At 51.1% G+C, this 22,922-nt stretch carries 18 protein-coding genes, 2 tRNA genes and 3 rRNA genes; 14 read left to right on the top strand and 9 right to left on the bottom strand.

The features are described from left to right. Position 1 precedes the first annotated feature (1 nt). From AJ81_RS03255 to rrf, 14 genes are all read left to right on the top strand, one after another. The gene (locus tag AJ81_RS03255; protein ID WP_031504033.1) at positions 2-1,012 is read left to right on the top strand and encodes a 6-phosphofructokinase; all 1,011 of its coding nucleotides are present in this window, start codon (positions 2-4) and stop codon (positions 1,010-1,012) included. 1 nt (position 1,013) lies between these two features. Then, positions 1,014-1,682, top strand: coding sequence for an L-serine ammonia-lyase, iron-sulfur-dependent subunit beta (gene sdaAB / locus AJ81_RS03250; RefSeq protein WP_306452427.1), 669 nt, complete (start codon positions 1,014-1,016; stop codon positions 1,680-1,682). 2 nt (positions 1,683-1,684) lie between these two features. Beyond that, positions 1,685-2,569 (top strand): L-serine ammonia-lyase, iron-sulfur-dependent, subunit alpha, encoded by an 885-nt coding sequence (gene sdaAA, locus AJ81_RS03245; RefSeq protein ID WP_031504029.1) that lies wholly within the window; start codon positions 1,685-1,687, stop codon positions 2,567-2,569. Further along, the gene (locus tag AJ81_RS03240) at positions 2,550-3,566 is read left to right on the top strand and encodes a DUF2804 domain-containing protein (RefSeq protein WP_031504027.1); all 1,017 of its coding nucleotides are present in this window, start codon (positions 2,550-2,552) and stop codon (positions 3,564-3,566) included. The genes sdaAA and AJ81_RS03240 overlap by 20 nt, the downstream gene beginning before the upstream one ends. Before the next feature lie 209 nt (positions 3,567-3,775). Continuing rightward, positions 3,776-4,894, top strand: a complete 1,119-nt coding sequence (locus tag AJ81_RS03235) for an ABC transporter substrate-binding protein (protein WP_031504025.1) — start codon at positions 3,776-3,778, stop codon at positions 4,892-4,894. 47 nt (positions 4,895-4,941) lie between these two features. Further along, positions 4,942-5,820 (top strand): branched-chain amino acid ABC transporter permease, encoded by an 879-nt coding sequence (locus tag AJ81_RS03230; protein ID WP_031504024.1) that lies wholly within the window; start codon positions 4,942-4,944, stop codon positions 5,818-5,820. A gap of 5 nt (positions 5,821-5,825) precedes the next feature. Further along, entirely contained in the window at positions 5,826-6,881 is a 1,056-nt protein-coding gene (locus AJ81_RS03225; RefSeq protein ID WP_031504022.1) for a branched-chain amino acid ABC transporter permease, read from the top strand. 9 nt (positions 6,882-6,890) lie between these two features. Continuing rightward, complete coding sequence (locus tag AJ81_RS03220; RefSeq protein WP_096325198.1) at positions 6,891-7,661, top strand: ABC transporter ATP-binding protein; 771 nt, start codon at positions 6,891-6,893, stop codon at positions 7,659-7,661. After that, the gene (locus AJ81_RS03215; protein ID WP_031504018.1) at positions 7,648-8,352 is read left to right on the top strand and encodes an ABC transporter ATP-binding protein; all 705 of its coding nucleotides are present in this window, start codon (positions 7,648-7,650) and stop codon (positions 8,350-8,352) included. Before AJ81_RS03220 ends, AJ81_RS03215 begins: the two co-directional genes overlap by 14 nt. Before the next feature lie 245 nt (positions 8,353-8,597). Continuing rightward, positions 8,598-10,145, top strand: a 16S ribosomal RNA gene (locus AJ81_RS03210). A 46-nt stretch (positions 10,146-10,191) separates the two neighbouring features. Continuing rightward, positions 10,192-10,268: transfer RNA gene (locus AJ81_RS03205), tRNA-Ile, on the top strand. A 4-nt stretch (positions 10,269-10,272) separates the two neighbouring features. Next, positions 10,273-10,348: transfer RNA gene (locus tag AJ81_RS03200), tRNA-Ala, on the top strand. Positions 10,349-10,385: 37 nt separating this feature from the next. Next, positions 10,386-14,085, top strand: a 23S ribosomal RNA gene (locus AJ81_RS03195). Between the two features lie 41 nt (positions 14,086-14,126). Next, positions 14,127-14,243 (top strand): 5S ribosomal RNA (gene rrf, locus AJ81_RS03190). The 16S, 23S and 5S rRNA genes sit together here with 2 tRNA genes alongside, the layout of an rRNA operon. Positions 14,244-14,494: 251 nt before the next feature. Here the strand turns inward: rrf and AJ81_RS03185 are convergent. From AJ81_RS03185 to AJ81_RS03145, 9 genes are read right to left on the bottom strand one after another with little or no spacing between them, the layout of a single operon-like run. Beyond that, entirely contained in the window at positions 14,495-15,097 is a 603-nt protein-coding gene (locus tag AJ81_RS03185; RefSeq protein WP_031504016.1) for a V-type ATP synthase subunit D, read from the bottom strand. A gap of 5 nt (positions 15,098-15,102) precedes the next feature. Continuing rightward, positions 15,103-16,479, bottom strand: coding sequence for a V-type ATP synthase subunit B (locus AJ81_RS03180; RefSeq protein WP_031504013.1), 1,377 nt, complete (start codon positions 16,477-16,479; stop codon positions 15,103-15,105). Beyond that, positions 16,472-18,241: a V-type ATP synthase subunit A gene (locus AJ81_RS03175; protein ID WP_031504012.1), complete on the bottom strand. Its 1,770-nt coding sequence runs from the start codon at positions 18,239-18,241 to the stop codon at positions 16,472-16,474. The genes AJ81_RS03180 and AJ81_RS03175 overlap by 8 nt, the downstream gene beginning before the upstream one ends. Next, complete coding sequence (locus AJ81_RS03170) at positions 18,231-18,551, bottom strand: V-type ATP synthase subunit F (protein WP_031504011.1); 321 nt, start codon at positions 18,549-18,551, stop codon at positions 18,231-18,233. The genes AJ81_RS03175 and AJ81_RS03170 overlap by 11 nt, the downstream gene beginning before the upstream one ends. After that, positions 18,544-19,410: a V-type ATPase subunit gene (locus tag AJ81_RS03165; RefSeq protein WP_031504009.1), complete on the bottom strand. Its 867-nt coding sequence runs from the start codon at positions 19,408-19,410 to the stop codon at positions 18,544-18,546. Before AJ81_RS03165 ends, AJ81_RS03170 begins: the two co-directional genes overlap by 8 nt. Continuing rightward, entirely contained in the window at positions 19,410-19,976 is a 567-nt protein-coding gene (locus AJ81_RS03160; protein ID WP_031504007.1) for a V-type ATP synthase subunit E family protein, read from the bottom strand. The genes AJ81_RS03165 and AJ81_RS03160 overlap by 1 nt, the downstream gene beginning before the upstream one ends. Further along, the gene (locus AJ81_RS03155; protein ID WP_031504006.1) at positions 19,976-20,449 is read right to left on the bottom strand and encodes a V-type ATP synthase subunit K; all 474 of its coding nucleotides are present in this window, start codon (positions 20,447-20,449) and stop codon (positions 19,976-19,978) included. The genes AJ81_RS03160 and AJ81_RS03155 overlap by 1 nt, the downstream gene beginning before the upstream one ends. Positions 20,450-20,466: 17 nt before the next feature. Then, the gene (locus AJ81_RS03150; protein WP_031504005.1) at positions 20,467-22,416 is read right to left on the bottom strand and encodes a V-type ATP synthase subunit I; all 1,950 of its coding nucleotides are present in this window, start codon (positions 22,414-22,416) and stop codon (positions 20,467-20,469) included. Positions 22,417-22,426: 10 nt separating this feature from the next. Continuing rightward, positions 22,427-22,753 (bottom strand): hypothetical protein, encoded by a 327-nt coding sequence (locus AJ81_RS03145; protein WP_031504002.1) that lies wholly within the window; start codon positions 22,751-22,753, stop codon positions 22,427-22,429. Positions 22,754-22,922: the final 169 nt, after the last annotated feature.

The raw sequence follows: 22,922 nt of genomic DNA, 5'->3' as shown, positions 1-22,922 counted from the left end.
AATGAAGAGAATAGCGATTCTCTGTGTTGGTAACGATTGTCCCGGCTTGAACGCGGCCATTAGGGCGGTGGTGGTGAAATCCTCAGAGGTTGATATCGAAGTGCTTGGGGTGAAGGATGGGTTCGAAGGGCTCATGAAGGATGAACTCGACGTGCTGTCGAAGGCGAACGTTTCAGGCATTCTGCACCGGGGTGGGACGATCCTTGGAACCTCACTTCTGATTCCGGAGGATGAAGAATCGATCAAAACGGTTCAGAGAAAAGTGGAGCAGTACTCGATCACTTCTTTGCTCATACTGGGTGGTAGACTGGGCGCCAGGGCGGCGCTGAATCTGGCGAAGAACAATGTGGCCTCGGTACTTGTTCCTGCAACGATAGACAACGATCTTGCGTTCAGCGATTTTTCGATAGGCTTCTTTACGGCCGTCGAAAACGTCAAGAACGCGCTCGATGTCTTACATTCCACTGCCGAGTCTCATCACAGGGTTATGATCGTTGAAACTATGGGAAGACCTGGAGGTTGGATTGCGACCGTTGGAGGGCTCACTGGAGGTGCGGACTACGTCGTTTCGAGTGCAGAAGCTTTCGATCCCATGGATCTTCTCAAGAAAATCAGGATGCGTTATGAAGGACACAAGAGGTTCTCCATCATAGTGGTGGAGAGTGGAGTTAAACTGCCCGATGACTTCTACAAAAGCCTGGATCTCTCGCCACAGACTCCAGCCGCTCAGGCGATAGGTACGTTCATCGAAAGGAGTTTTCGAGAGTTCGGCGTGGAGTGGAGGTACACGAACCTCGGTTATTTACAACGTGGAGGAAGTCCTGTCTCCATGGATCGTCTCATAGCCACGCTCATGGCGACCAGGGCCGTTGAGATGATCAAAGCGGCAAAAGTGTATCACGCCGTTGGCATGAGAGGCTTGACCGTAACGGAAGTACCTTACAGTGAAACGATGCTGAACGTGAGGGCAGTCGAAGAACATTTGAGACTCCTCGTCAAACTCTTCTATTGAGGTGATCCTTCTGGGATTACTCGACATACTTGGACCTGTTATGGTTGGTCCTTCGAGTTCCCACACGCTTGGGGCTATGAGAATCGCCAGATTCGCACGAAGATTTGCGGCGACGATGCCGAGAAAAGTCGTTTTTGTTCTTCATGGATCGTTTACCAGAACGTGTGAAGGTCATGGTACCAAAAAGGCCCTGCTGGCTGGCATTTTAGATCTGAGCTACGACGATGAGAAAATCTCCAAATCATACAACCTCGCTCGTCAGAATGGATTGAAGTTCACGTTCGAATCTGCTGATCTGGGCGATGTTCATCCAAACACCGTACGGGTGAGGTTCTTCACCGATGAATGGCACGAGATAGAGGGTTGTTCCATCGGCGGTGGGGCCATAAAGATAACGAAGGTGGACGAGGTTGAGTGCGAGCTCGATTGGAAGTACGATACCTTGATCGTCGTCAACCGAGACGAGCCGAAGGCACTCATGAAGATCTTGAACTGTATTGATGTCAACATAGCGAACCTGTATTTAAGAAGGGTAAACTTACTCCAGCAGAAGGCTGTGACTATCATTGAATTGGATGGATCGAACTACGACGTTGAGAAACTCCGAAAGCTGGATGTAGTTCTTGAATGTTACTTCGTGCCAAAGGACCAGTTTTTGGGGAGCTGGTAGAAGTGAAGTTCTCTGAGCTTCTCGAACTGTCGTGCAGAGCCAATCAACCTCTCCATGAAGTCATCTTAATCCAACAGATGTTGGAAGATGGATCAGATCCTTTCGAAACAAGGGCCAAGGTTCGATTTCTTTTGCACACCATGTTGGAGATCGTGGAGTCCAATTACGGTAAGCGTCAGCGGGCGTTGGTCGGACTCTGTGGAAACAACGCACGTTTACTTTCGAAACATGAGCCGAAATTCGTTGGTGAGTTCATACACGCGGCGATGGTGGCAGCGCTGTCAGTCTCGGAAGCTAACGCCTCGATGAAGAGAATTGTCGCATGCCCAACGGCTGGCTCTTGTGGTGTGATGCACGGTGTTGTGTACGCACTCAGCAAGGTAACCCACATAGAAGAGGAAAGGCTCATTGAGGGATTAATAGTGGCTGGAGCCATAGGCGATGTTGTCGCCAGAGTAGCCTCCGTATCGGGTGCCAAGTCTGGTTGTCAAGCAGAAATAGGCACGGCGGCAGCCATGGCGAGTGGAATGATGGTCTACGCTCTCACTCGTGACGGAGAGAAGTCTTCTCATGCGGCTGCGATCTGTTTGAAATCTTTGATGGGTCTGGTGTGTGATCCAGTTGGAGGATTCGTGGAGGTGCCGTGCGTCAAACGAAACGCAACGGCCGTCGCTGTCGCCGTATCGGCTGCTGAGATGGCTTTGTCGGGTATAAAGAGTGTCATACCGTTCGACGAGGTTGTGGAGGCCATGGCGAAGGTGGGAGGATCCCTGCCGGAGGAACTGAGGGAAACGGGTCTTGGTGGTATCGCAGCCACGAGGACTGCCCAAAGTCTACTGCGCCGTTTTATGAACAGGGGTGATATGAATGGAATCGTCGAGCAATGAAATAACTCAAAGCGTTGATCTTTGCGTCGGCTGGGGGAGACTCAATCCAAACGCACTTGGTTGGAGTAGGAAACCGTTGATCCGGGCGAACTTGAGAGACCATTTTCTCAGGAAAAAGAAATGGAACTACTGGGCCGTGATGAATCAAGATTGTCTCTTCTCAGCGACGATCTCGAACATAGATTACGTCGGCATGGTGTTTGTCTACTTTCTCGATCTGGAAAGTAAAGACTTCTTCGAAGAGACTGTAATTACACCCTTTGGTGCCGGTTGCGATCTGTCCGAGACGTTTCACGAGAGTGTTTCTTTCCACTCGAAAAAGATGAGTGTAAGGTTTGAGGTGGTTCACGAGAAAGTTCTCATAAGTGTTTCAATTCCACACACAAGCCTTGGACGGGTGGACGCGCAAATCAAGGTTTATTTCTCCTCTCAAGAATCTCTGACAGTTGTTGTGCCATGGTCTTGGAGAAGGTTTCAGTTGACCACCAAATGTGTGGGGCTTCCCTGTGAGGGTACTCTGCTGGTCGGTAACAGAACTTACGAGTTCAACGTGAATGATTCCTTCGCCACTTTCGACTTTGGTAGAGGAGTTTGGAAATACAGGACTTTCTGGAACTGGGCCAGTTTTTCAACCGCGCTCGAGAATCACATCATCGGTGTGAACCTGGGTGCCGGTTGGACAGATGGAACGGGTGCAAACGAGAATGCGGTCTTCGTGGATGGGAAACTTATCAAGATAGACAGTGACGTTTCGTTCGACTATGACAGAAAAGATTTGTTCAAACCTTGGCACATATACACAAAATCGAGCGATCAGGTAGAACTGGAGTTTCACCCCTTCTTTGAAAGGATAGCGAAGAGTAACCTCTTAATCGTTGCATCGAGTGTGCACCAGATGATAGGTAGGTTCAAAGGGTTCGTGAGGGATGCTGAACACAATCTCTACATTGTGGACGGGGCGCTCGGCTGGGCAGAGGAGCACCGGGCGCGATGGTGAATGCGCCTGTACTCAACAACCTGGGATGAAGCGTGGGTACAAACGAGAGCTGACAGGGTGATGATCATCCACTGACCTTTGCCTTCATCTAACGTTCGCCCATACAGTGTGCTTGATTTGCATTTTTTCAAATGTTTATGTTATAATTCAAATGTGAGTAACAGTTGGTGACAAACGCACGATTTTTTATCACGCGAGGGGGTGTTGTTATGAAGTGGGTAATGTCTCTGTTGTTGCTCGCAACTTTAGTTATCGCAGCAGAGCCCATCGTGATAGGCGTTTACGAACCGATGACCGGTCCGTACGCTGCAGGCGGACAGATGACCATGGAAGGCATTTATCTGGCTCACGAGCAAGTGAAAGAAGTTCTTGGCAGACCGATTGAACTCGTGCTTGTGGACAACAAGAGTGACAAGGTAGAAGCTGCTAATGCCGTGGCGAGGTTGATCGAGTATCACAAAGCGGTGGCAATCATAGGTAGTTACGGAAGTGCTGTGGCTATACCTGGCAGTGAGGTTGCGAACAAACTTGGGGTGCCGATGGTTGGATGTTCCCCAACGAACCCACTTGTGACTCTTGGCAAGCCGTATGCTTTCAGAGTTTGTTTTATAGACCCGTTCCAGGGTACGGTCATGGCGCAGTTTGCCGTTGAAGAACTTGGAGCGAAGACCGCTGTCGTAATTCAAGACATCGCTTCAGACTATTCGGTTGGTCTGTCACACTATTTCCAGGAGGCTTTCAAGAAACTCACCAACAATAAGAAATCTGTTTTAGGGGTTATCTCCTACCAGACAGGTGATCAAGATTTCACGGCGCAGTTGACGTTCGCAAACAGCAAAAATCCTGATGTGATCTTTATACCTGCTGCTGCATACGGTGAGGCTGCCCTGATCATAAAACAGGCACGTGAACTTGGAATGAAACAGATCTTTTTGGGTGGTGACACATGGGAAGCTCCAGAGTTCCTCGAAGTAGGTGGCAAAGCAGTTGAAGGTTCTTATTTCAGTACACACTTTGATACCGAGGCTACGACAACCCCCAGAGCTGCAGAGTTTATCAAGGCATTCAGAGCAAAGTACGGCAAGGATCCAAGTGCCTTTGCCGCACTGGGATATGACGCCTACATGCTTGTTGTTGACGCGATTAGAAGAGCAGGATCAGCTGACCCGAAAGCAATAAGAGATGCACTCGCCGCTACGAAGAATTTCGAGGGCGCAACAGGCTATATAACACTCGATCAAAACGGAGATGCGATTAAGGATGCAGTTATAAGGGTTGTCAAGGATGGGAAGTTCGTGTATGTGACAACGGTCAGACCGAGTGAATGAGTGACGCGCAGGCTTCGTGCCTGCGCGTTTTTTCTGGAGGTGTCTTGATGAACTTGACCTTGTTTCTGCAGCACTTGGCAAACGGAGTAGCACTTGGATTCGTTTTTGGGCTTGTTGCAATTGGGTACACGCTTGTCTATGGTGTTGTGAAATTAGTCAACTTTGCTCACGGTGATATATTCATGATGGCGGCGTTCTTTGTTTATTACGGGATAGTTCTCTTTTCGTTTCCGTGGTGGTTGTCGTTTCTTTTTGCAATATTTCTTACAGCACTCCTCGGAATTTCAATTGAAAAGGTTGCTTATAAGCCACTGAGAAATGCACCGAGAATCTCTTCCCTCTGCTCAGCCATAGGAATGTCTTTCTTGCTTGAGAATTTCGCAATCGTGGTTTTCGGTGGCAGGCAAAAACCTTTCTATCAGCCACCGGTGTTGAACAGAACTCTGAATGTGTGGGGAGTCAGAATCCAGCTTGTAACGATAATCACCATCGTTGTGTCGATAGGAGCCCTTTTTTTCTTGAGTTACTTGGTTTATAAAACAAAAATGGGACTCGCGATGAGAGCTCTTGCGTACGACTTTGACACAGCAAGGTTGATGGGAATTAATGTAGACAGGACGATAACCTTTACCTTTGCAGTTGGTTCAAGCCTTGCGGCCATCAGTGCCATATTCTGGGCGCTACGCTATCCACAGATATGGCCATTCATGGGAGTTTTCCCCGGGTGGCGCGCTTTTACTGCGGCCATAATAGGCGGTATTGGGAGCATCAAAGGAGCCATGGTCGGGGGTTTCTTGATTGGCATGATTTCAATCTTGCTTGTTGCGTTTCTTCCCGATCTGGCAGGATACCGAGATGCTTTCATTTTTATTATGTTGGTCTTCGTTTTACTCTTTAAACCAACTGGTCTGTTTGGTGAAACTTAGGGGGAATGAGTGTGTACAAGCAACCTTCGTTCTGGCTGACGTTGATCGCACTTGTTGTGTTTTTCGCTTTCATCAGCTATGCACAGAAGAATTTCGATGCGTACATAATTCGAATCATGAACGTGGCGGCGATATATGTGATTCTCGGTGTCAGTCTTAACTTGATAAATGGATTCACAGGGCAATTTTCCCTTGGTCACGCTGGATTTATGGCAATAGGTGCTTACGCGTCTGCTTTACTTTATATGTCGCCCGAGCTCAAGGCAATGAACTTTTTCATAAAACCGCTGATATGGCCGCTGAATCGAATTCAAATTCCGTTTTTCCCGGCGTTGCTAATTGGGGGATTGCTTGCCGCTGGTGCGGGTTTTCTCGTTGGTGCTCCCTGTATGAGGGTGAAAGGTGATTATCTCGCGATAGTTACCTATGGTTTTTCTGAGATAATTAGGGTTCTTTTCAACAATTTGCAGAGTGTGACAAACGGACCTTTAGGGCTTAAAGGTTTGCCAACGTACACGAATTTGTGGTGGAGCTGGGGATGGGCTGTGTTCACCGTGTTTTTCATAAAGAGGCTGATTGATTCCAGCTATGGTAGGGCGCTGAAAGCGATCAGAGACAACGAAGAAGCGGCCGAAGCAATGGGTGTTGATCTGTTTTACCACAAGACTCTTGCTTTTGTCGTGGGTGCATTTTTCGCAGGTATTGCAGGTGGCCTGCTGGGTAGCCTTGTGATGACGATCGATCCGAACGCATTCAACATAATGCTCACTTTTCAGATTGTCTTGATAGTTCTCCTGGGAGGGCTTGGCAGCATAACCGGGACGGTGATTTCTGGCGTTCTGATCGCCGTTTTGATGGAGTGGCTCAGGATTGTGGAAACACCGATGAAAATTTTCGGGATAACGATACCTGGTATCTCTGGCATGAGGATGTTGATTTTCTCCATCATACTGATGATATCAGTTCTGTTTTTCAGACACGGCATACTGGGCGATAGAGAGTTTTCATGGCAGGGTGTCATTTCGTTTTTCAAAAGGCGTCAATCAAACCGGGGAGGATGAAGTGTGGCGATCCTGAGATTGGACAGGGTGACCAAGAAATTCGGCGGCTTGGTAGCTGTTAACAACGTCTCTCTGGAACTTGAACAGGGTCAACTGGCAGGTCTTATTGGTCCAAACGGTGCTGGCAAGACAACCATTTTCAACGTTATAACTGGCGTTTATCGTGCGGACTCTGGAAAAGTATATTTTATGGGCATCGACGTAACAAAGAAAAAACCCCACGAGATCGCAGCACTGGGAATAGCAAGAACCTTTCAGAACATCAAACTCTTTCACCGAATGAGCGTGCTCGACAACGTTCGTGTGGCATGTCATTTCAGACTGAAAGCATCTGTTTTCTCGGCTGTCCTGGATTTGCCCAAGTATGCAAGAGAGGAGCGAGAAATGACAAAAGAGTCGCTCGATCTTCTTGAAGCCGTTGGTTTGAAGCAGCTTGCGAATGAGAGTGCAGCTTCACTTCCGTATGGCTATCAGAGAAAACTTGAGATAGCAAGAGCGCTGGCAACGAGACCAAGAATTTTGTTGCTCGACGAACCTGCAGCTGGTATGAATCCGGAGGAAACCGCTGAATTGATGAGATTTATAAAGAGAATTCGTGATGAGTTTGGTCTCACAATACTTCTGATCGAACACGATATGAAAGTTGTCATGGGAATATGTGAGAAAATAACAGTTCTGGACCATGGTTGTGTTATTGCAGAAGGCTCCCCCAAAGAGATACAGAATAATCCCGAAGTGATCAAGGCCTATCTGGGAAGTGGTGCCTATGCTCGAAGTTAGGGACCTGCACGTGAGTTATGGCGCAATAAAGGCATTGAAGGGGATATCTTTCAAGGTGGAAAAAGGGAAAGTCGTGACCTTGATTGGTTCGAACGGTGCAGGTAAGACGACTACCTTGAAAGCGATATGTGGTCTCGTCAAAGTACAGGCTGGAAATGTCTTTCTGAATGGTGAGAACATTACGAACAAACCGACCAACGAGATTGTTTCAAAAAAGGTCGCAATGGTTCCAGAAGGCAGGAGGATTTTCCCAAATCTGACGGTTTACGAGAATCTGTTGGTTGGGGCATATCAAAGGAATGATAAAGATGGGATTCAACAGGATATGGAGTGGATTTTCTCGCTTTTTCCTGTTTTGAAGGAAAGACTCAGCCAGAAAGGTGGGACTTTATCCGGCGGAGAGCAACAGATGCTTGCAATAGGCAGGGCCCTAATGAGCAGACCCGATCTGTTAATGCTCGACGAGCCTTCTTTGGGGCTTGCACCTATAATAGTGGAACAATTGTTCGAGGTGATTCACAAGATTCACAGTGAGGGTAAGACAATACTTCTGATTGAACAGAATGCTTATGCGGCCTTGAACATAGCAGATTACGCTTATGTACTCGAGACTGGACGGATAGTCTTGCAGGGTACCGGAAAAGAATTACTCGCCAATGAGGAGGTTAAGCGTGCTTACCTGGGTGGTTGAACGCTGAGTTTTCTTTGGCCTTAACTTTTTCGTAACTTGACACGCGTTTTGACAGGTGGTACCATGATATACGGTCGCTCGTGTGAGAGCAGTTGTAAGAAGCAGGGTCTTGGAAAATGAATAGAACGACAGAGGGTCTGAGGAAGACTCACATTGTTTTGTCGTCGGGTCATTGAAAAATGGATAGCAGTCCCGCCAATCATAAAGAATCCAAAGGGTCAAGGATCTAAACCTTCTGCTTAGATTTCGTGGAGGGTTTGATCCTGGCTCAGGGTGAACGCTGGCGGCGTGCCTAACACATGCAAGTCGAGCGGGTACCCGCAAGGGTACCAGCGGCGCACGGGTGAGTAACACGTGGGTAATCTACCCCTCGGAGGGGGATAACCGGGGGAAACCCCGGCTAATACCCCATACGATCCGGCAACGAAGGTTGCTGGATGAAAGGGGCGTTTGCTCCGCCGAGGGATGAGCCCGCGGCCCATCAGGTAGTTGGTGGGGTAATGGCCCACCAAGCCTACGACGGGTAGCCGGCCTGAGAGGGTGGTCGGCCACAAGGGCACTGAGACACGGGCCCTACTCCTACGGGAGGCAGCAGTGGGGAATCTTGGACAATGGGCGAAAGCCTGATCCAGCGACGCCGCGTGGGGGATGAAGCCCTTCGGGGTGTAAACCCCTGTTGCGAGGGAGGAATAAGGCCTGGAGGAAATGCCAGGCCGATGACTGTACCTCGCGAGGAAGCCCCGGCTAACTACGTGCCAGCAGCCGCGGTAATACGTAGGGGGCGAGCGTTACCCGGATTCACTGGGCGTAAAGCGGGTGTAGGCGGCTCGGTAAGTCGGGTGTGAAATCCCACAGCTCAACTGTGGAATTGCGCCCGAAACTGCTGAGCTTGGGGCCGGTAGAGGGAGACGGAACTGCCGGTGTAGGGGTGAAATCCGTAGATATCGGCAGGAACGCCGGTGGGGAAGCCGGTCTCCTGGGCCGCGCCCGACGCTGAGACCCGAAAGCTAGGGGAGCAAACCGGATTAGATACCCGGGTAGTCCTAGCCGTAAACGATGCCCACTAGGTGTGGGGGATTAATTCCTCCGTGCTGTAGCTAACGCGTTAAGTGGGCCGCCTGGGGAGTACGCCCGCAAGGGTGAAACTCAAAGGAATTGGCGGGACCCCGCACAAGCGGTGGAGCGCGTGGTTTAATTGGATGCTGAGCCAAGAACCTTACCAGGGCTTGACATGCAGGTGGTACCGACCCGAAAGGGGAGGGACCCCATCCTTTTGGATGGGGAGCCTGCACAGGTGGTGCACGGCCGTCGTCAGCTCGTGCCGTGAGGTGTTGGGTTAAGTCCCGCAACGAGCGCAACCCCTGCCCTTAGTTGCCAACGGTTCGGCCGGGCACTCTAAGGGGACTGCCGGCGACGAGCCGGAGGAAGGAGGGGACGACGTCAGGTACTCGTGCCCTTTATGCCCTGGGCTACACACGCGCTACAATGGGTGGTACAATGGGTTGCGACCCCGCGAGGGGGAGCCAATCCCTAAAACCACCCCCAGTTCGGATCGCAGGCTGCAACCCGCCTGCGTGAAGCCGGAATCGCTAGTAATCGCGGATCAGCCACGCCGCGGTGAATACGTTCCCGGGGTTTGCACACACCGCCCGTCAAGCCACCCGAGTCGGGGGCACCCGAAGACGCTCATCCTAACCCGAAAGGGAGGGAGGGCGTTGAGGGTGAACCTGGTGAGGGGGGCTAAGTCGTAACAAGGTAGCCGTACTGGAAGGTGCGGCTGGATCACCTCCTTTCTAGGGAGTGAAGCGGGACTGCTATCCGTTTTTGAGTGACTCGAGAGGGCTCGTAGCTCAGGTGGTTAGAGCGCACGCCTGATAAGCGTGAGGTCGGAGGTTCGAGTCCTCCCGAGCCCACCATGGAGGGGACGTAGCTCAGCTGGGAGAGCGCCTGCTTTGCAAGCAGGAAGTCAGGGGTTCGAATCCCCTCGTCTCCACCAAGGGAAGGGTCTTTGAAAACTGCATAGGAAGCGAAGAGGTCAAGGTACTAAGGGCATGCGGTGGATGCCTTGGCGGCGGGAGGCGACGAAGGGCGTGGTAAGCTGCGATAAGCCCCGGGGAGCCGCAAACAGGCGTTGATCCGGGGATTCCCGAATGGGGAAACCCAACTGGTCGTGAGACCAGTTGCCGCCGAAAGGCGGTGCGACACCGGGGGAAGTGAAACATCTCAGTACCCCGAGGAAAAGAAATCAAACGAGATTCCCTGAGTAGCGGCGAGCGAAAGGGGAGGAGCCTAAACCAGTGCAATGCTCAAGCCCGTGGGCGTTGTTGCACTGGGGTTGTGGGGCGCAACCGGGCGAGGCCACGGACTCGCCGGGAAGTTACAAATCCTCTATCTAGCCGAAGTGCCTGGGATGGCACGCCAGAGAGGGTGAAAGCCCCGTAGGCGAAAGGTAGAGGACTTCCTGGGTTGCGACCCCGAGTACCGCGGGACCCGTGGAATCCTGCGGGAATCAGGGGGGACCACCCTCCAAGGCTAAATACTACCCGCCGTCCGATAGCGCACTAGTACCGTGAGGGAAAGGTGAAAAGAACCCCGGGAGGGGAGTGAAACAGAACCTGAAACCGCATGCCTACACTAAGTCGGAGCCCGTAAGGGTGACGGCGTGCCTTTTGCTTAATGAGTCCGCGAGTTGCCGTCAGTGGCGAGGTTAAGCCGAACAAGGCGTAGCCGTAGCGAAAGCGAGTCCGAATAGGGCGTTAGTCACTGGCGGCAGACCCGAAGCCGGGTGAGCTACCCCTGGGCAGGATGAAGGTGGGCTAAACCCCACTGGAGGTCCGAACCGGTGGACAGTGAAAAGTCCTCGGATGACCTGGGGGTAGGAGTGAAAAGCTAACCGAACCCGGTGATAGCTGGTTCTCCCCGAAACGCATTGAGGTGCGGCCTCGGGTGGTCTGTGCAGGGGGTAGAGCACTGATAGGGCTAGGGGGGTAACCTCCGAACCCTGTCAAACTCCGAATCCCTGCACATAAAGCCCGGGAGAAAGACTGTGGGGGATAAGCTCCATGGTCAAAAGGGGAACAGCCCAGACCGCCGGCTAAGGGCCCGGAGAGGTGGCTAAGTGGTAAAGGATGTGGCGCACCTAAGACAACTGGGAGGTTGGCTTAGAAGCAGCCATCCTTTAAAGAGTGCGTAACAGCTCACCAGTCGAGGTGCGCTGCGCCGAAGATGTAACGGGGCTCAAGCCACCCCCCGAAGCCGCGGGTCTGCACCGACGAGGTGCAGGCGGTAGGGGAGCTTTCCGCTGTAGGGCGAAGGCAGACCCGCGAGGGCTGCTGGACGAGGCGGAAGTGAGAATGCGGACATGAGTATGCGAGAGGAGAGTGAGAATCTCTCCCCCCGTAAGCCCAAGGGTACCTGGGGAAGGGTCGTCCTCCCAGGGTTAGCCGGTACCCTAAGGTAAACCCGAAAGGGGTAGCCGAAGGGAAGCTGGTTAATATTCCAGCGCCACCTGCAATCGAGGTGCAAGGGGTGACGCAGGAGGGTAAGCGCCGAGGGTAAGTGGCATTCCCTTCCAAGCGGTTAGGGCGTTGATGGGTGTAGGTAAATCCGCACCCGGAGCCTGAGCCGTGATGGGGAGGGCCCGTGAGGGTCCAACGGTGCTGACCCCACACTGCCGAGAAAATCCTCGTGCACCGTTTGAGATTGCAGGTGACCGTTCCGCAAACCGACACAGGTGGGCGGGCTGAGAAGGCTCAGGGGAGCGGGATAACCCTCGCCAAGGAACTCGGCAAGTTGACCCCGTAACTTCGGGAGATGGGGTGCCGCGGTAGGGTGAACCCAGGGGAAGGGGCAACCCGGAAACTGGGGGAGCCCGAGGCGGTCGCAGAGACCAGGCCCTGGCGACTGTTTACCAAAAACACAGGCCTCTGCAAACTCGTAAAGAGGATGTATAGGGGCTGACGCCTGCCCAGTGCCGGAAGGTTAAGGGGAGGGGTGAGGCCGTAAGGCGTAGCTCCGACCCGAAGCCCCGGTAAACGGCGGCCGTAACTATAACGGTCCTAAGGTAGCTGTGCTGCCTGCCTGCAGGGTAACCTGCAGGGCAATACCCGGCTGTATGCGGGAAAACCCTTAGAGCTCTTCCTACTTGGAGAAGGATTTCTCCAAGTAAAAATGGAAGAGATTGGGCAACCCGCAGGAAACCCCGAAAGGGGGATCCTCAGAGACTGTACGCCGGGCATCCAGCTTTCCAGTGAGGTGCAGTGTGGTGGAACTTCATCCAGAGTGGGTCGTCGGATTTGTCGATGGAGAAGGATGTTTCTATGTAGGTGTGAACAAGAACAAGACGATGAGCGTGGGCTATCAGGTGTTGCCTGAGTTCAGAGTCGTTCAGCACCAGCGAGACATCCAGGTTCTTTATGCGCTCAAGCGCTTCTTTGGATGTGGTACGGTCAGAAGAAACCACGAAGACAGATACGAGCTCAGGATAAGGAAAATCGAGTGCTTGAAAAAGGTCGTTGAATTTTTCCAAAAGCACCCACTCAAAACGAAGAAGAATGTTGATTTCAGGAAATTTAGCAAGATCATCAAGATGATGGATGAAGGAAGGCACCTCACAAAGGAAGGCCTGATAGAAATCGTTCAGATAGCTCTCGAGATGAACACGGGAAAACGCGATAATCTGAGGCGAATACTGGACGATCTGACAGGGAAAGCTGGATGAAGATACAGTCCACCCTTGGTTCGAAAGACCAAGATGATGGTGAGCGAAATACCTTGTCGGGTAAGTTCCGACCTGCATGAATGGCGTAACGACTGGGGCGCTGTCTCGGCGAGGGGCCCGGTGAAATTTCAGTGAGGGTGAAGATGCCCTCAACCTGCGGCTAGACGGAAAGACCCCGTGGAGCTTCACTGCAGCCTGGTATTGGATTCTGGCACACCGTGTACAGGATAGGTGGGAGGCTGTGAACCCGGCTCGCCAGGGTCGGGGGAGCCACCGGTGGGATACCACCCTCGGTGTGTCGGAATTCTAACCTGAACCTGTGAAGAGCAGGTTGGGGACAGTGCCAGGTGGGCAGTTTGACTGGGGCGGTCGCCTCCTAAAATGTAACGGAGGCGCGCGAAGGTCGGCTCAGGTGGGTTGGAAATCCACCGTTGAGTGTAAGGGCATAAGCCGGCCTGACTGTGAGGCCGACGGGCCGAGCAGAGGGGAAACCCGGCCCTAGTGACCCGACGACTCCGGGTGGAAGGGTCGTCGACAACGGACAAAAGTTACCCCGGGGATAACAGGCTAGTCTCGCCCGAGAGTTCACATCGACGGCGAGGATCGGCACCTCGATGTCGGCTCATCCCATCCTGGGGCTGAAGCAGGTCCCAAGGGTTAGGCTGTCCGCCTATTAAAGGGGTACGTGAGCTGGGTTCAGACCGTCGCAAGACAGGTCGGTCCCTATCGGCCGCAGGCGCAGGAGGTTTGAGGGGGGTCACCCCTTGTACGAGAGGACCGGGGTGAGCGGGCCTCTGGTGTACCGGCTGTCCTGCCAAGGGCATTAGCCGGGTAGCTATGCCCGTGAGCGATAACCGCTGAAGGCATCTAAGCGGGAAGCGCGCCCCAAGATTAGACCTCCCATCCCGTTAAGGGAGTAAGGCCGGTCCGAGAACAGGACCTTGATAGGCCGGTGGTGTAAGCGCCGTAAGGCGTTGAGCCAACCGGTACTAATCGGCCGAGGCCTTGACCTCGTAGCTTCCTGTGCAGTTTTGAAGGACTCTTCGAGATTTCCTCGGGTGCCGATACCAGAGCGGGAAACACCCGGTCCCATTCCGAACCCGGCCGTTAAGCCGCTCTGGGCCGATGGTAGTATGGGGGCAGCCCCATGCGAGAGTAGGTAGTGCCCGGGGATTCAAGGGGGAAGCGTAAGCTTCCCCCTTTGTTTTTGTGGAATGGTGTTTTGGCGAAATCTTCTCTTTGCTGGACAAATTTGAATCGAAGCTTTTGATTCAGTGCTTTGAGCGTTGAAAACGTGTTGAACGAACCCTGAAAAACAGCACGAGCTAACCGATGGATGACTTTGAAATTTTCAGGCAGGTTCTCTCAAAACTCAAAAAAGGGATGACTCGAGGTCATCCCCAATCAGTAACGGCTTTGTTTTCATTCCTTCAACCTCAACAACCTGAAGAAGTTGCTCCTTTCGAGTTCCTCGAGCTTCGTGCTGATGAATTTTATCGTTTCCTGAAGCTGTGGTATGAGTTTGTACTCGAGTGCGTTGACCCTTCTTTTTGTTCTCTCGATCTCCATAGCTAAAGCGATCAAATAATGCTCTCTGTTGGATAGCTCAACCATCTTTTTGAGCAACTCCTCCCATTTTCTCGTGATCTCATCCAGAACCGTTGGCGTTTCAACAAGGCTGTAGGTCGGCAGAGAAACTTCCTCTACGGACAAGACTTCAACCGGTACGTTCATCCTTTTCTCTGTGCGATGCTTGAGCTTGACACTGCCTTGCGAGGATTGCACGATGAGTTGCCAGGACTCATCCCTTATTCTGGTTCTTGTGTAGGCACCGATTGCGAGGAACGTGAGGAACTCCGATTCCACCTGGTCCCTGAACGTTCTGTAATCCTTGGACTCCTGAAGGAATCGTTGTATCAAGCCCTCGAGTTTATCCTCGAGAAGCTTGTGGCCCCTCCGCGCGAGCACCAAGCGCTTCTTGAGCTTGAGAAGCTCCATTCTGTTTGGATTGACCCTCAGAGGCATCTTACTTATTGCTCCTTTCCAAGGAATTCTTCAAGAAACTCAGGTCTAATACGCTTCAAGCTCGCTCTCGGGAGCATTCTCAAAAGCTTCCAGCCTATCTCGAGTGTTTCGAAGATGCTCCTGTTTTCGTACTCTCCCTGCTTGATGAACTCCTCTTCGAACCGCTGCGAGAACTTCAAGAACAACAGATCTTCCTCCGTCAAAGCTGCCTCACCGAGGACGACTGCCAGTTCCTTTGCCTCCAAGCCTCTCGAGTAGGCGGCGTACAGCTGGTTGGAAAGATCTCCATGATCTTTTCTCGTTCTTCCTTCACCTATTCCACCACGCATGAGCCTGGACAGAGACTGCAGCACGTCTATGGGAGGATAAATACCCCTTCTGTAAAGATCTCGACTCAAAAAGATCTGCCCTTCGGTGATGTAACCTGTAAGGTCGGGAATCGGATGGGTTCTGTCGTCCTCCGGCATCGTCAGGATCGGTATGAGGGTTATCGAACCCTTTCGGCCTCTGATTCTGCCGGCCCTCTCGTAGAGTGTTGCGAGGTCTGTGTAGAGATATCCAGGATAACCACGTCTTCCGGGAACTTCCTTTCTCGCCGCGGAGATCTCTCTGAGCGCTTCGGCGTAGTTGGTCATGTCCGTGAGAATCACAAGCACGTGCATGTCCAGCTCGAATGCCAAGTATTCCGCAGCAGTGAGTGCGAACCTCGGTGTGGCGATCCTCTCTATCACCGGATCGTTCGCGAGGTTCACGAACATAACAGTTCTCTCTATCGCACCCGTTCTTCTAAAATCTTCTATGAAGAAGTTCGCTTCTTCGAAAGTGATTCCCATCGCACCAAAGACAACCGCGAATTTTTCTTCTTCTTTTAACAACCTGGCCTGCCTCGCAATCTGAGCAGCAAGTGCTGCGTGGGGCAAGCCCGCTCCAGAGAAGATCGGTAGTTTCTGCCCCCTCACGAGTGTGTTCATGCCGTCGATGGCAGATATGCCAGTCTGAATGAATTCGGATGGATAAGCACGCGCGTACGGATTTATGGGGCTTCCGTTTATGTCAAGTCTCTTTTCTGGAACGATCTGTGGACCACCGTCTCTCGGTCTTCCCAAACCGTCAAAGGTTCGACCTAAGACGGCCGGAGAAAGATTAGCTTCGAGCACTCTACCGAGGAACTTCACACGCATGCCTTTGAGCGACAAATCCTGCGTGCTGGTGAACATCTGCACCAATGCTGCGCTTTCGTGTGCCTCGAGCACCTGACCCTGTCTTATCTCACCATTGGCGAGTTTAACTTCAACGACCTCACCGTACTTCGCACCTTCGACACCTTCCACAAGCATGAGAGGGCCACTGATTCTTGAAACGGTTGTGTATTCCTTAGGCAACTTCTTCAGCCCCCTTCTTCAGAGACAAAAGCTTTTCTTCAACCTCTTTAACGAGTTGTTCGATTTCAGAGATCCTTCCTTCGCTCACGAACTTCATTCTCGCGATCTTCTCGCGTTCGGGTAGTTTGAGGATGCTTTGTAGCGGAACACCCTCTTCGAGCAACTTGGAAGCGACTCTGTAGAAATTCATTATATTCTTGAGCATCAGATATTGCTTTTTCGGAGACGTGTAAGTGTCGACCTCGTGCAGAGCGTTCTGGTGTAAGAAGTCTTCCCTGATCGAGCGGGCCGTCTCGAGCACCAGTCTGTCCTGTGGCGAGAGCGCTTCCATACCTACCAACCTAACGATGTCCTGCAGTTCGGCTTCCCTTTGAAGAAGACTCATGGCTTCTTGTCTCAGCTCGTACCAGTCTGGTGACACGTGTTCAGACCAGTAATCTTTTATAACGTCCAGATAAAGTGAGTAACTGATCAACCAGTTGACAGCCGGAAAATGCCTACTGAACGCCAAGCTCGCATCCAGCCCCCAGAACACCTTGACAACCCTGAGCGTAGCCTGGACGACCGGATCGGACAGGTCTCCACCCGGGGGTGACACGGCGCCTATGATACTGACAGATCCCATTCTTTCGTCACTACCAACGCATTTCACGTAACCGGCGCGTTCATAAAAACTCGCTATTCTGGACGCCAGGTAAGCTGGATAACCCTCCTCGCCAGGCATTTCGGCGAGTCGACCCGAGATTTCCCTCATGGCTTCTGCCCACCTCGACGTCGAGTCGGCCATGAGCGCCACGTTATAACCCATGTCCCTGAAGTATTCGGCTATCGTTATGCCGGTGAAAACCGAAGCTTCTCTTGCAGCCACGGGCATGTTGGACGTGTTTGCGATGAGTATCGTCCTTTCCATGAGTGGCTTACCCGTCCTCGGGTCGGTGAGTTCCGGAAATTCTATGAGAACTTCCGTCATCTCGTTACCGCGTTCCCCACAACCGACGTAGACGATGACATCTGCGTCAGCCCACTTTGCGAGCTGGTGCTGTATGATCGTCTTACCGCTTCCGAAGGGTCCTGGTACGCAAGCTGTTCCTCCCTTAACGACGGGAAAGAAGGTGTCAAGAACCCTTTGACCGGTTATGAGTGGTACTCGCGGTGGAATCTTTTCTCTAACGGGCCTTTGGTATCTGACGGGCCATTTGTGCATGAGCTTCAGTTCGATCTTCTTACCTTCCGGATCCAGAAGGATTCCGATGGGTTCTTCGATCGTGTAGGAACCACTCTTTATCTCAAGGATTTTTCCTCGCAAATTTGGAGGTACCAATATTCTGTGCTGGAGCGCCGAAGTTTCCTGAACCACTCCCAATATGTCTCCACCGACGACCTCGTCTCCAGCTTTCACCAAGGCCTCGAAGTCCCACTTGATGTTCCGATCGAGCGCGGGTAGCGAGAGCCCCCTGCTGAGAAAATCTCCGGCTTGTTCCGCAAGCTTGTTCAGCGGCCTCTGGATACCGTCGTATATCTGTCCAACGATGCCCGGGCCGAGCTCGACGCTGAGAGGCTCACCGAGTGCGTACACTGGCTCTCCAGGTCCGATACCCTGGGTTTCCTCGTACACCTGTATGTAGGCAATGTCCTTGTCCAAACCTATGATTTCGCCGAAGAGTTTCAATTCTCCGACTCTTACCATTTCGTACATCTTGACGTTCTGAAGGCCTTTGGCTACTACAAGGGGACCGGCGACTCGGATGATTTTACCTTCCATAGTATCCCTCTCCTTCGGCAAGCAAATCCACCCCGAGGATCTTTTCGAACAGTCTTCTCAGAGCTTTCTCGCTCTTCTTTTCATGACTGAAGGTATCTGGAAGTATCAATGGCAGATTTTCCTTGACGTTCTGTAAGATCTTCTCCGCCACACTCTCGAGAACAACGATCAGGGAATATTCGTTCTGAACTCTGATGAACACCTCGAAGGCTTCTTTCGCATCAGAAACTGGACGTACTTCCACTCCAAATACGGCAAAAATACTCACCAGTTTTTCAGGACCTATAATGATCATTTTGGCTTCAGACATTCAGTTTCAACATCCTTTCTTGCCAAACTTGCTTGGGCACATTGTTCTTCTTACACTCGAGCAGGCTCATCAAATCCTCGATTTCCCAAAGCTTGTGATAGAAGTAATACACGAGCACTTCAGGACCACTCACGATCGTCTTGAAGGCCCTTTGCGCGAAGCGATAGAGTTCAGCTCTGATGGCAAGATCCACGTCTTTTCCTTCGATCATTCGTAGTAGAGGCTCTTTCAGCTGTGATGGAACCAAACTTGGCCAGTCTTCAACTGGCCTCGCGATGAGATCCTTCGTCTTGAACCATTCAAACTTGCTCAACTCGTCGCAAGGCAGGCTGAGAGTTTTACATCTCAGAATTAACTTCAAGAGCAACAGTTGGTTTCTCAGTTTCCAAAAAGATCTAATGTTTTCACTTTTGAGAGAACTTTCGTATTCGAAAGAGACGTTCAGATTGAGAACATCGATTTTCAGCTCTGTTGTAGATGTACGCGACGACCAGATTTGTTCGAGTGTCTTGAGCAGTTCCTTTTCGAACTGCCACTGCATCTTTTCTGCGAAGATGATCAGTGGATTTTTCAAACCTTCTCGCCTGTATCTGAGCGCATGGAACCAGCTGTCCCAGACGAGCAACTTCAGGTACGTTTCTTCCAAATTCCTCGAGAGAAAACTCAGCTCATCCAGAAGCATCTGATGGAAAGCGATTTCTGGCGCTTGGTCAACGATTGGCTTGTACCAGGTGGTTTTCAACCAATCGACGCAGTCCTCATAACTTGCATCCGCCAACCACTGCCACTGCGCCTTATCGATGAACTTGGTTGCCTTGGCTTTCAAGTTCGTCGATGAGAACAGATACCTTTCGTACATCATGCCTCACCGCGCAAGATCTTTGCGATCTGAGACAAATTATTCTCCACAGTCTCGTTGACAAGGGTGTCGAGGGTTAGATCGATCACGAACCGTTCTTTTTCAGCCACGAAACCACCCTTGGCTTCGATCTTCTGTTCCGCGACCGAAAGATTGTACTTGCGACTGAGTTTTTCAATATCGAGCTTCGATTCACCCTTGGCCAAGGTGATCCTCGCCTCGGACAAGTTTTCTCTTTCCACGAGCTTTTCCCATATGTGCGTATAGGCATCGTTTGGTAGGTTGAGAACGGCATCGATCAGTTTCTGTTTTACCTGCTCCAGAACCTCGTTCTCAATCTTCGTGAGCTCGTTCTTGAAGAACAACCTCTCCTTCGACAAGATTGCGTATTCTTCGTCGGCGATGGTTTGCTCCATTTTTTTCAGTTGTTCTTCTTTCCAGGAGTTGAACTTTTCCCTCTCAACTTTCGCCAACTCTTGGAATTTTTTCTCGTACTCTTCCTCTATTTGTTTTATTCGTTCAACTTTTTCGCGTTCGAGCCTCTCGAGGATTCTTTGGAGAGACATCACAGCTTCACTCCAAAGAACAGCAAGATTATGGAAGTTATCAACGAGAGGATCGCATAGGTTTCAACCAGAGCCGGTATTATGATAGCTTGACCAGTTGTCTGTGGTCTTTGGGCGACCATCTGCAGCGCAGCTACACTTGCCTTACCCTGCCAAATGGCGCTGACGAACAGACCGAATATCAAAGGTACGCTGACGGCGAACACGGTCAGTCCCTGGGCAATGGTCAGTTCCGGGAAGTTTCCGCCCAGTATACCCAGGCGCAGCAATATCAAGAAAGCACCTATGAAGCCATAGAAACCCTGTGTTCCGGGAAGCGCCTGAAGGATCAAGACCGTTCCAAAGAGCTCCGGTTTCTCTGCGAGAACGCCGGCTGCCGCTTCGCCTGCCATTCCTACACCCTTGGCAGATCCAATCGCACCAAAAGCTGCGCCGAGCGCTGCACCGATCAAAGCGATAGACAATCCAAGCATCTTATCTACCTCCTCTTCTACTTCCTAACCCTGAAGTATTTTCCTTCAAAAACGTGAGGAACGAAAACCCTTCCACCGCCACTGTAGAACTTGCCAAACATTTCGAGAAACTGTAACCTCGTAGAGTGCACGAAGGCAGACAGGGCACTGAGTACGTAGTTCAAAAGCTGTCCTCCAATCCAAATCAGTGCGAAGATAACCCATCCGAGCACAGGTAAGTCCTTCACCATCTGTGCCAGTTGGGTTATGACGGAACCAAAAACGCTACCAACCAGATTCAATGCGAACAACCTGGAGTAGGACAACACATCACCCACGAACGACGAAATTCCGTAAGCACCGACAATGCCATACAAACTGACGACACCAACCACGATGCGGGAAAAGATGTTTTTCCTGTCACGACCTTGCGTGAGTATCAAACCGAGTGCAGATCCAACCAAAGTGTAGAGGAAGATCTTGTAAGGTCTGCCGGTTAGTAACTGCAAGCCAAAATAAGCAAGAAGCGATGCGAAGAAAACGAGCCAAAACAATCCATCGTAGATGGCCGTCTTGTAATCCTTCGTCTTGAAGCCACTTATCATTCTGAGCACGAGTGCGTACATCTGTGAGAACACACCAATGAAGAGCGCAATGCTGAGGGCCTTCATGAGCTCGCCAGTCGGGTTCACCAGCGGTAATATCCCAAGGAATTTGCCGTCCGGTCCAAGGAATGGCTGGCTACCGAAAAAGCTCCAAGTTAGAAGTCCGACAAGGATCGATGGGAAGCTCAGAACCTGTAAAAGATCGAGCAATTCCTTCGCACCACGCTCAGGTTTGAAGGCTTTCTTGATCCAGCTCGACAAGATTAGTTGTACCAAACCGTAGCCCACATCACCCAAGCATATGCCAAAGAATATCAGGTAGAAGGGTGCGACGTAGGGAGTGGGGTCCACTCCGTTGTACTTGGGCATGCCGTAGAGCTTTGTCAAGAACTCGAAAGGCTTTATGAAACGAGGGTTGTGCAGTATGACCGGCGGTTCTTCGTCTTGCAATGGCTCTCGGCTTTCGAAGCCATACTGAGAGATCTTTCGCTCGAGCAAATTGATGAACTGCTGCTTGTCTATGACTGGAATCCAGCCCGTGTAAGCGACAAAGTACGTTGTCGTGTGCTGAAATTCGACCGTCTTCTCTTCGAGGGACCTGGACAGAAAATAATCGTACCAGGCCTGCAAATTCTTGATCTTTTCGTTCAGCACGGAAGCTTTCTTGAGAACACGTTCCTTCGCTTTCTCAACGTTTTCAAGTGCTTTCTCGACTCGCTTTATCGATTCGATCGGGTTGGTCTTCAGATAAGGTATCCTTTTGAAGTTGAACTCAAATTTCTGCAGAGTTCTTTCGATCTTTTCGGCGTTCTCCTTGTTAACCAACAAGATGCATTTGACGTCTTTCTTGTCCTGAGTCGACCAAACCCAGCTCTCCTCCAGAAGATCACCGGCTTGCTTCAAAAACGCCTCGAAGTTCTTTTTCGTTATTGTTCCGGAGATCAAATGGTATCGCTCGAACTTTCTTGGAAAGTCGAGGGGACAGTCCAGTTGACTCCAGAATTTTATCTCGGGAACGAGTTGCTCCAATCTTTCCTTACGTCTTTTCAGGTTCTCCAAAGCTCGCTCGGCCCATTTCGCAGTTCTGTAGAGCTTCTTCCAGCTGATCTCTTTCAAAAGCGCACGGAACTGTTTTTCGTCGATTTCCTCTCTGCCTGCGAAGAAGCTTTCCAGCAAGCCTTTCTTGTTTGGGAAAAGCTCAAGGGTGATCCTGAAGGTTTCTTCTATCCTGCTGAGGTGAGCGCTGTATTTGCTCGACTGCGTTTCGATGTGCCTCGACCTTTCCCAGTGTATCTTGGGGAAGGCCTTAAACAGCTCGAGAAGTTTGGATTCCTCTTCTTTTGGAACGACGAGCCAGAAGCGTTCGACTCTGAGTATCGCCATGCCTTTTCACTCACTCTTTTGTTATCAATTTTAACGCAACGTCTACGGCTCTATCGACGTTCCCCAGCAACAGTTTTCTGTGAGACTCCAACTGTTTTTGATGGTCTTCGTGCAACTGTTGTTTTTTTAACTGTATCTGCGTTCTTCGCTCCCTCAGAGTTTCAGCCAGCCAGTTTTCGAAGGTTTCCTTTTCACGTTCAATTTGAAGGCGCAACTCCTCGACGCGCTTTTGGAGGTTTTGCTTGGCACGTTCTTCAGCTCTTTGAAATTCGTTCTGTACTTCTTCTTCCTTCTTCTTGATGAGCTCCAGTACGTCCTTCACCTTTTCCTGCGCCATATTCTTCCTCCACCTACAGTTGTTTTTACACGATAAAATTCTACCTGGAAGGTTCTTAATTTAGTTATTAAGAGAAGGTTACGGTATGACGCGTGTGACCAGAATTCACGATTCGATACCGACACCGTTAATCTATAATTTGGGTCAGAAAAAACAAGGAGGAAAGGGA

The organism is Pseudothermotoga hypogea DSM 11164 = NBRC 106472, assembly GCF_000816145.1.
Classification (GTDB): domain Bacteria; phylum Thermotogota; class Thermotogae; order Thermotogales; family DSM-5069; genus Pseudothermotoga_A; species Pseudothermotoga_A hypogea.
Note: the sequence above shows the minus strand (reverse complement) of the source record. Positions and strands in the feature narration are given on the sequence as shown.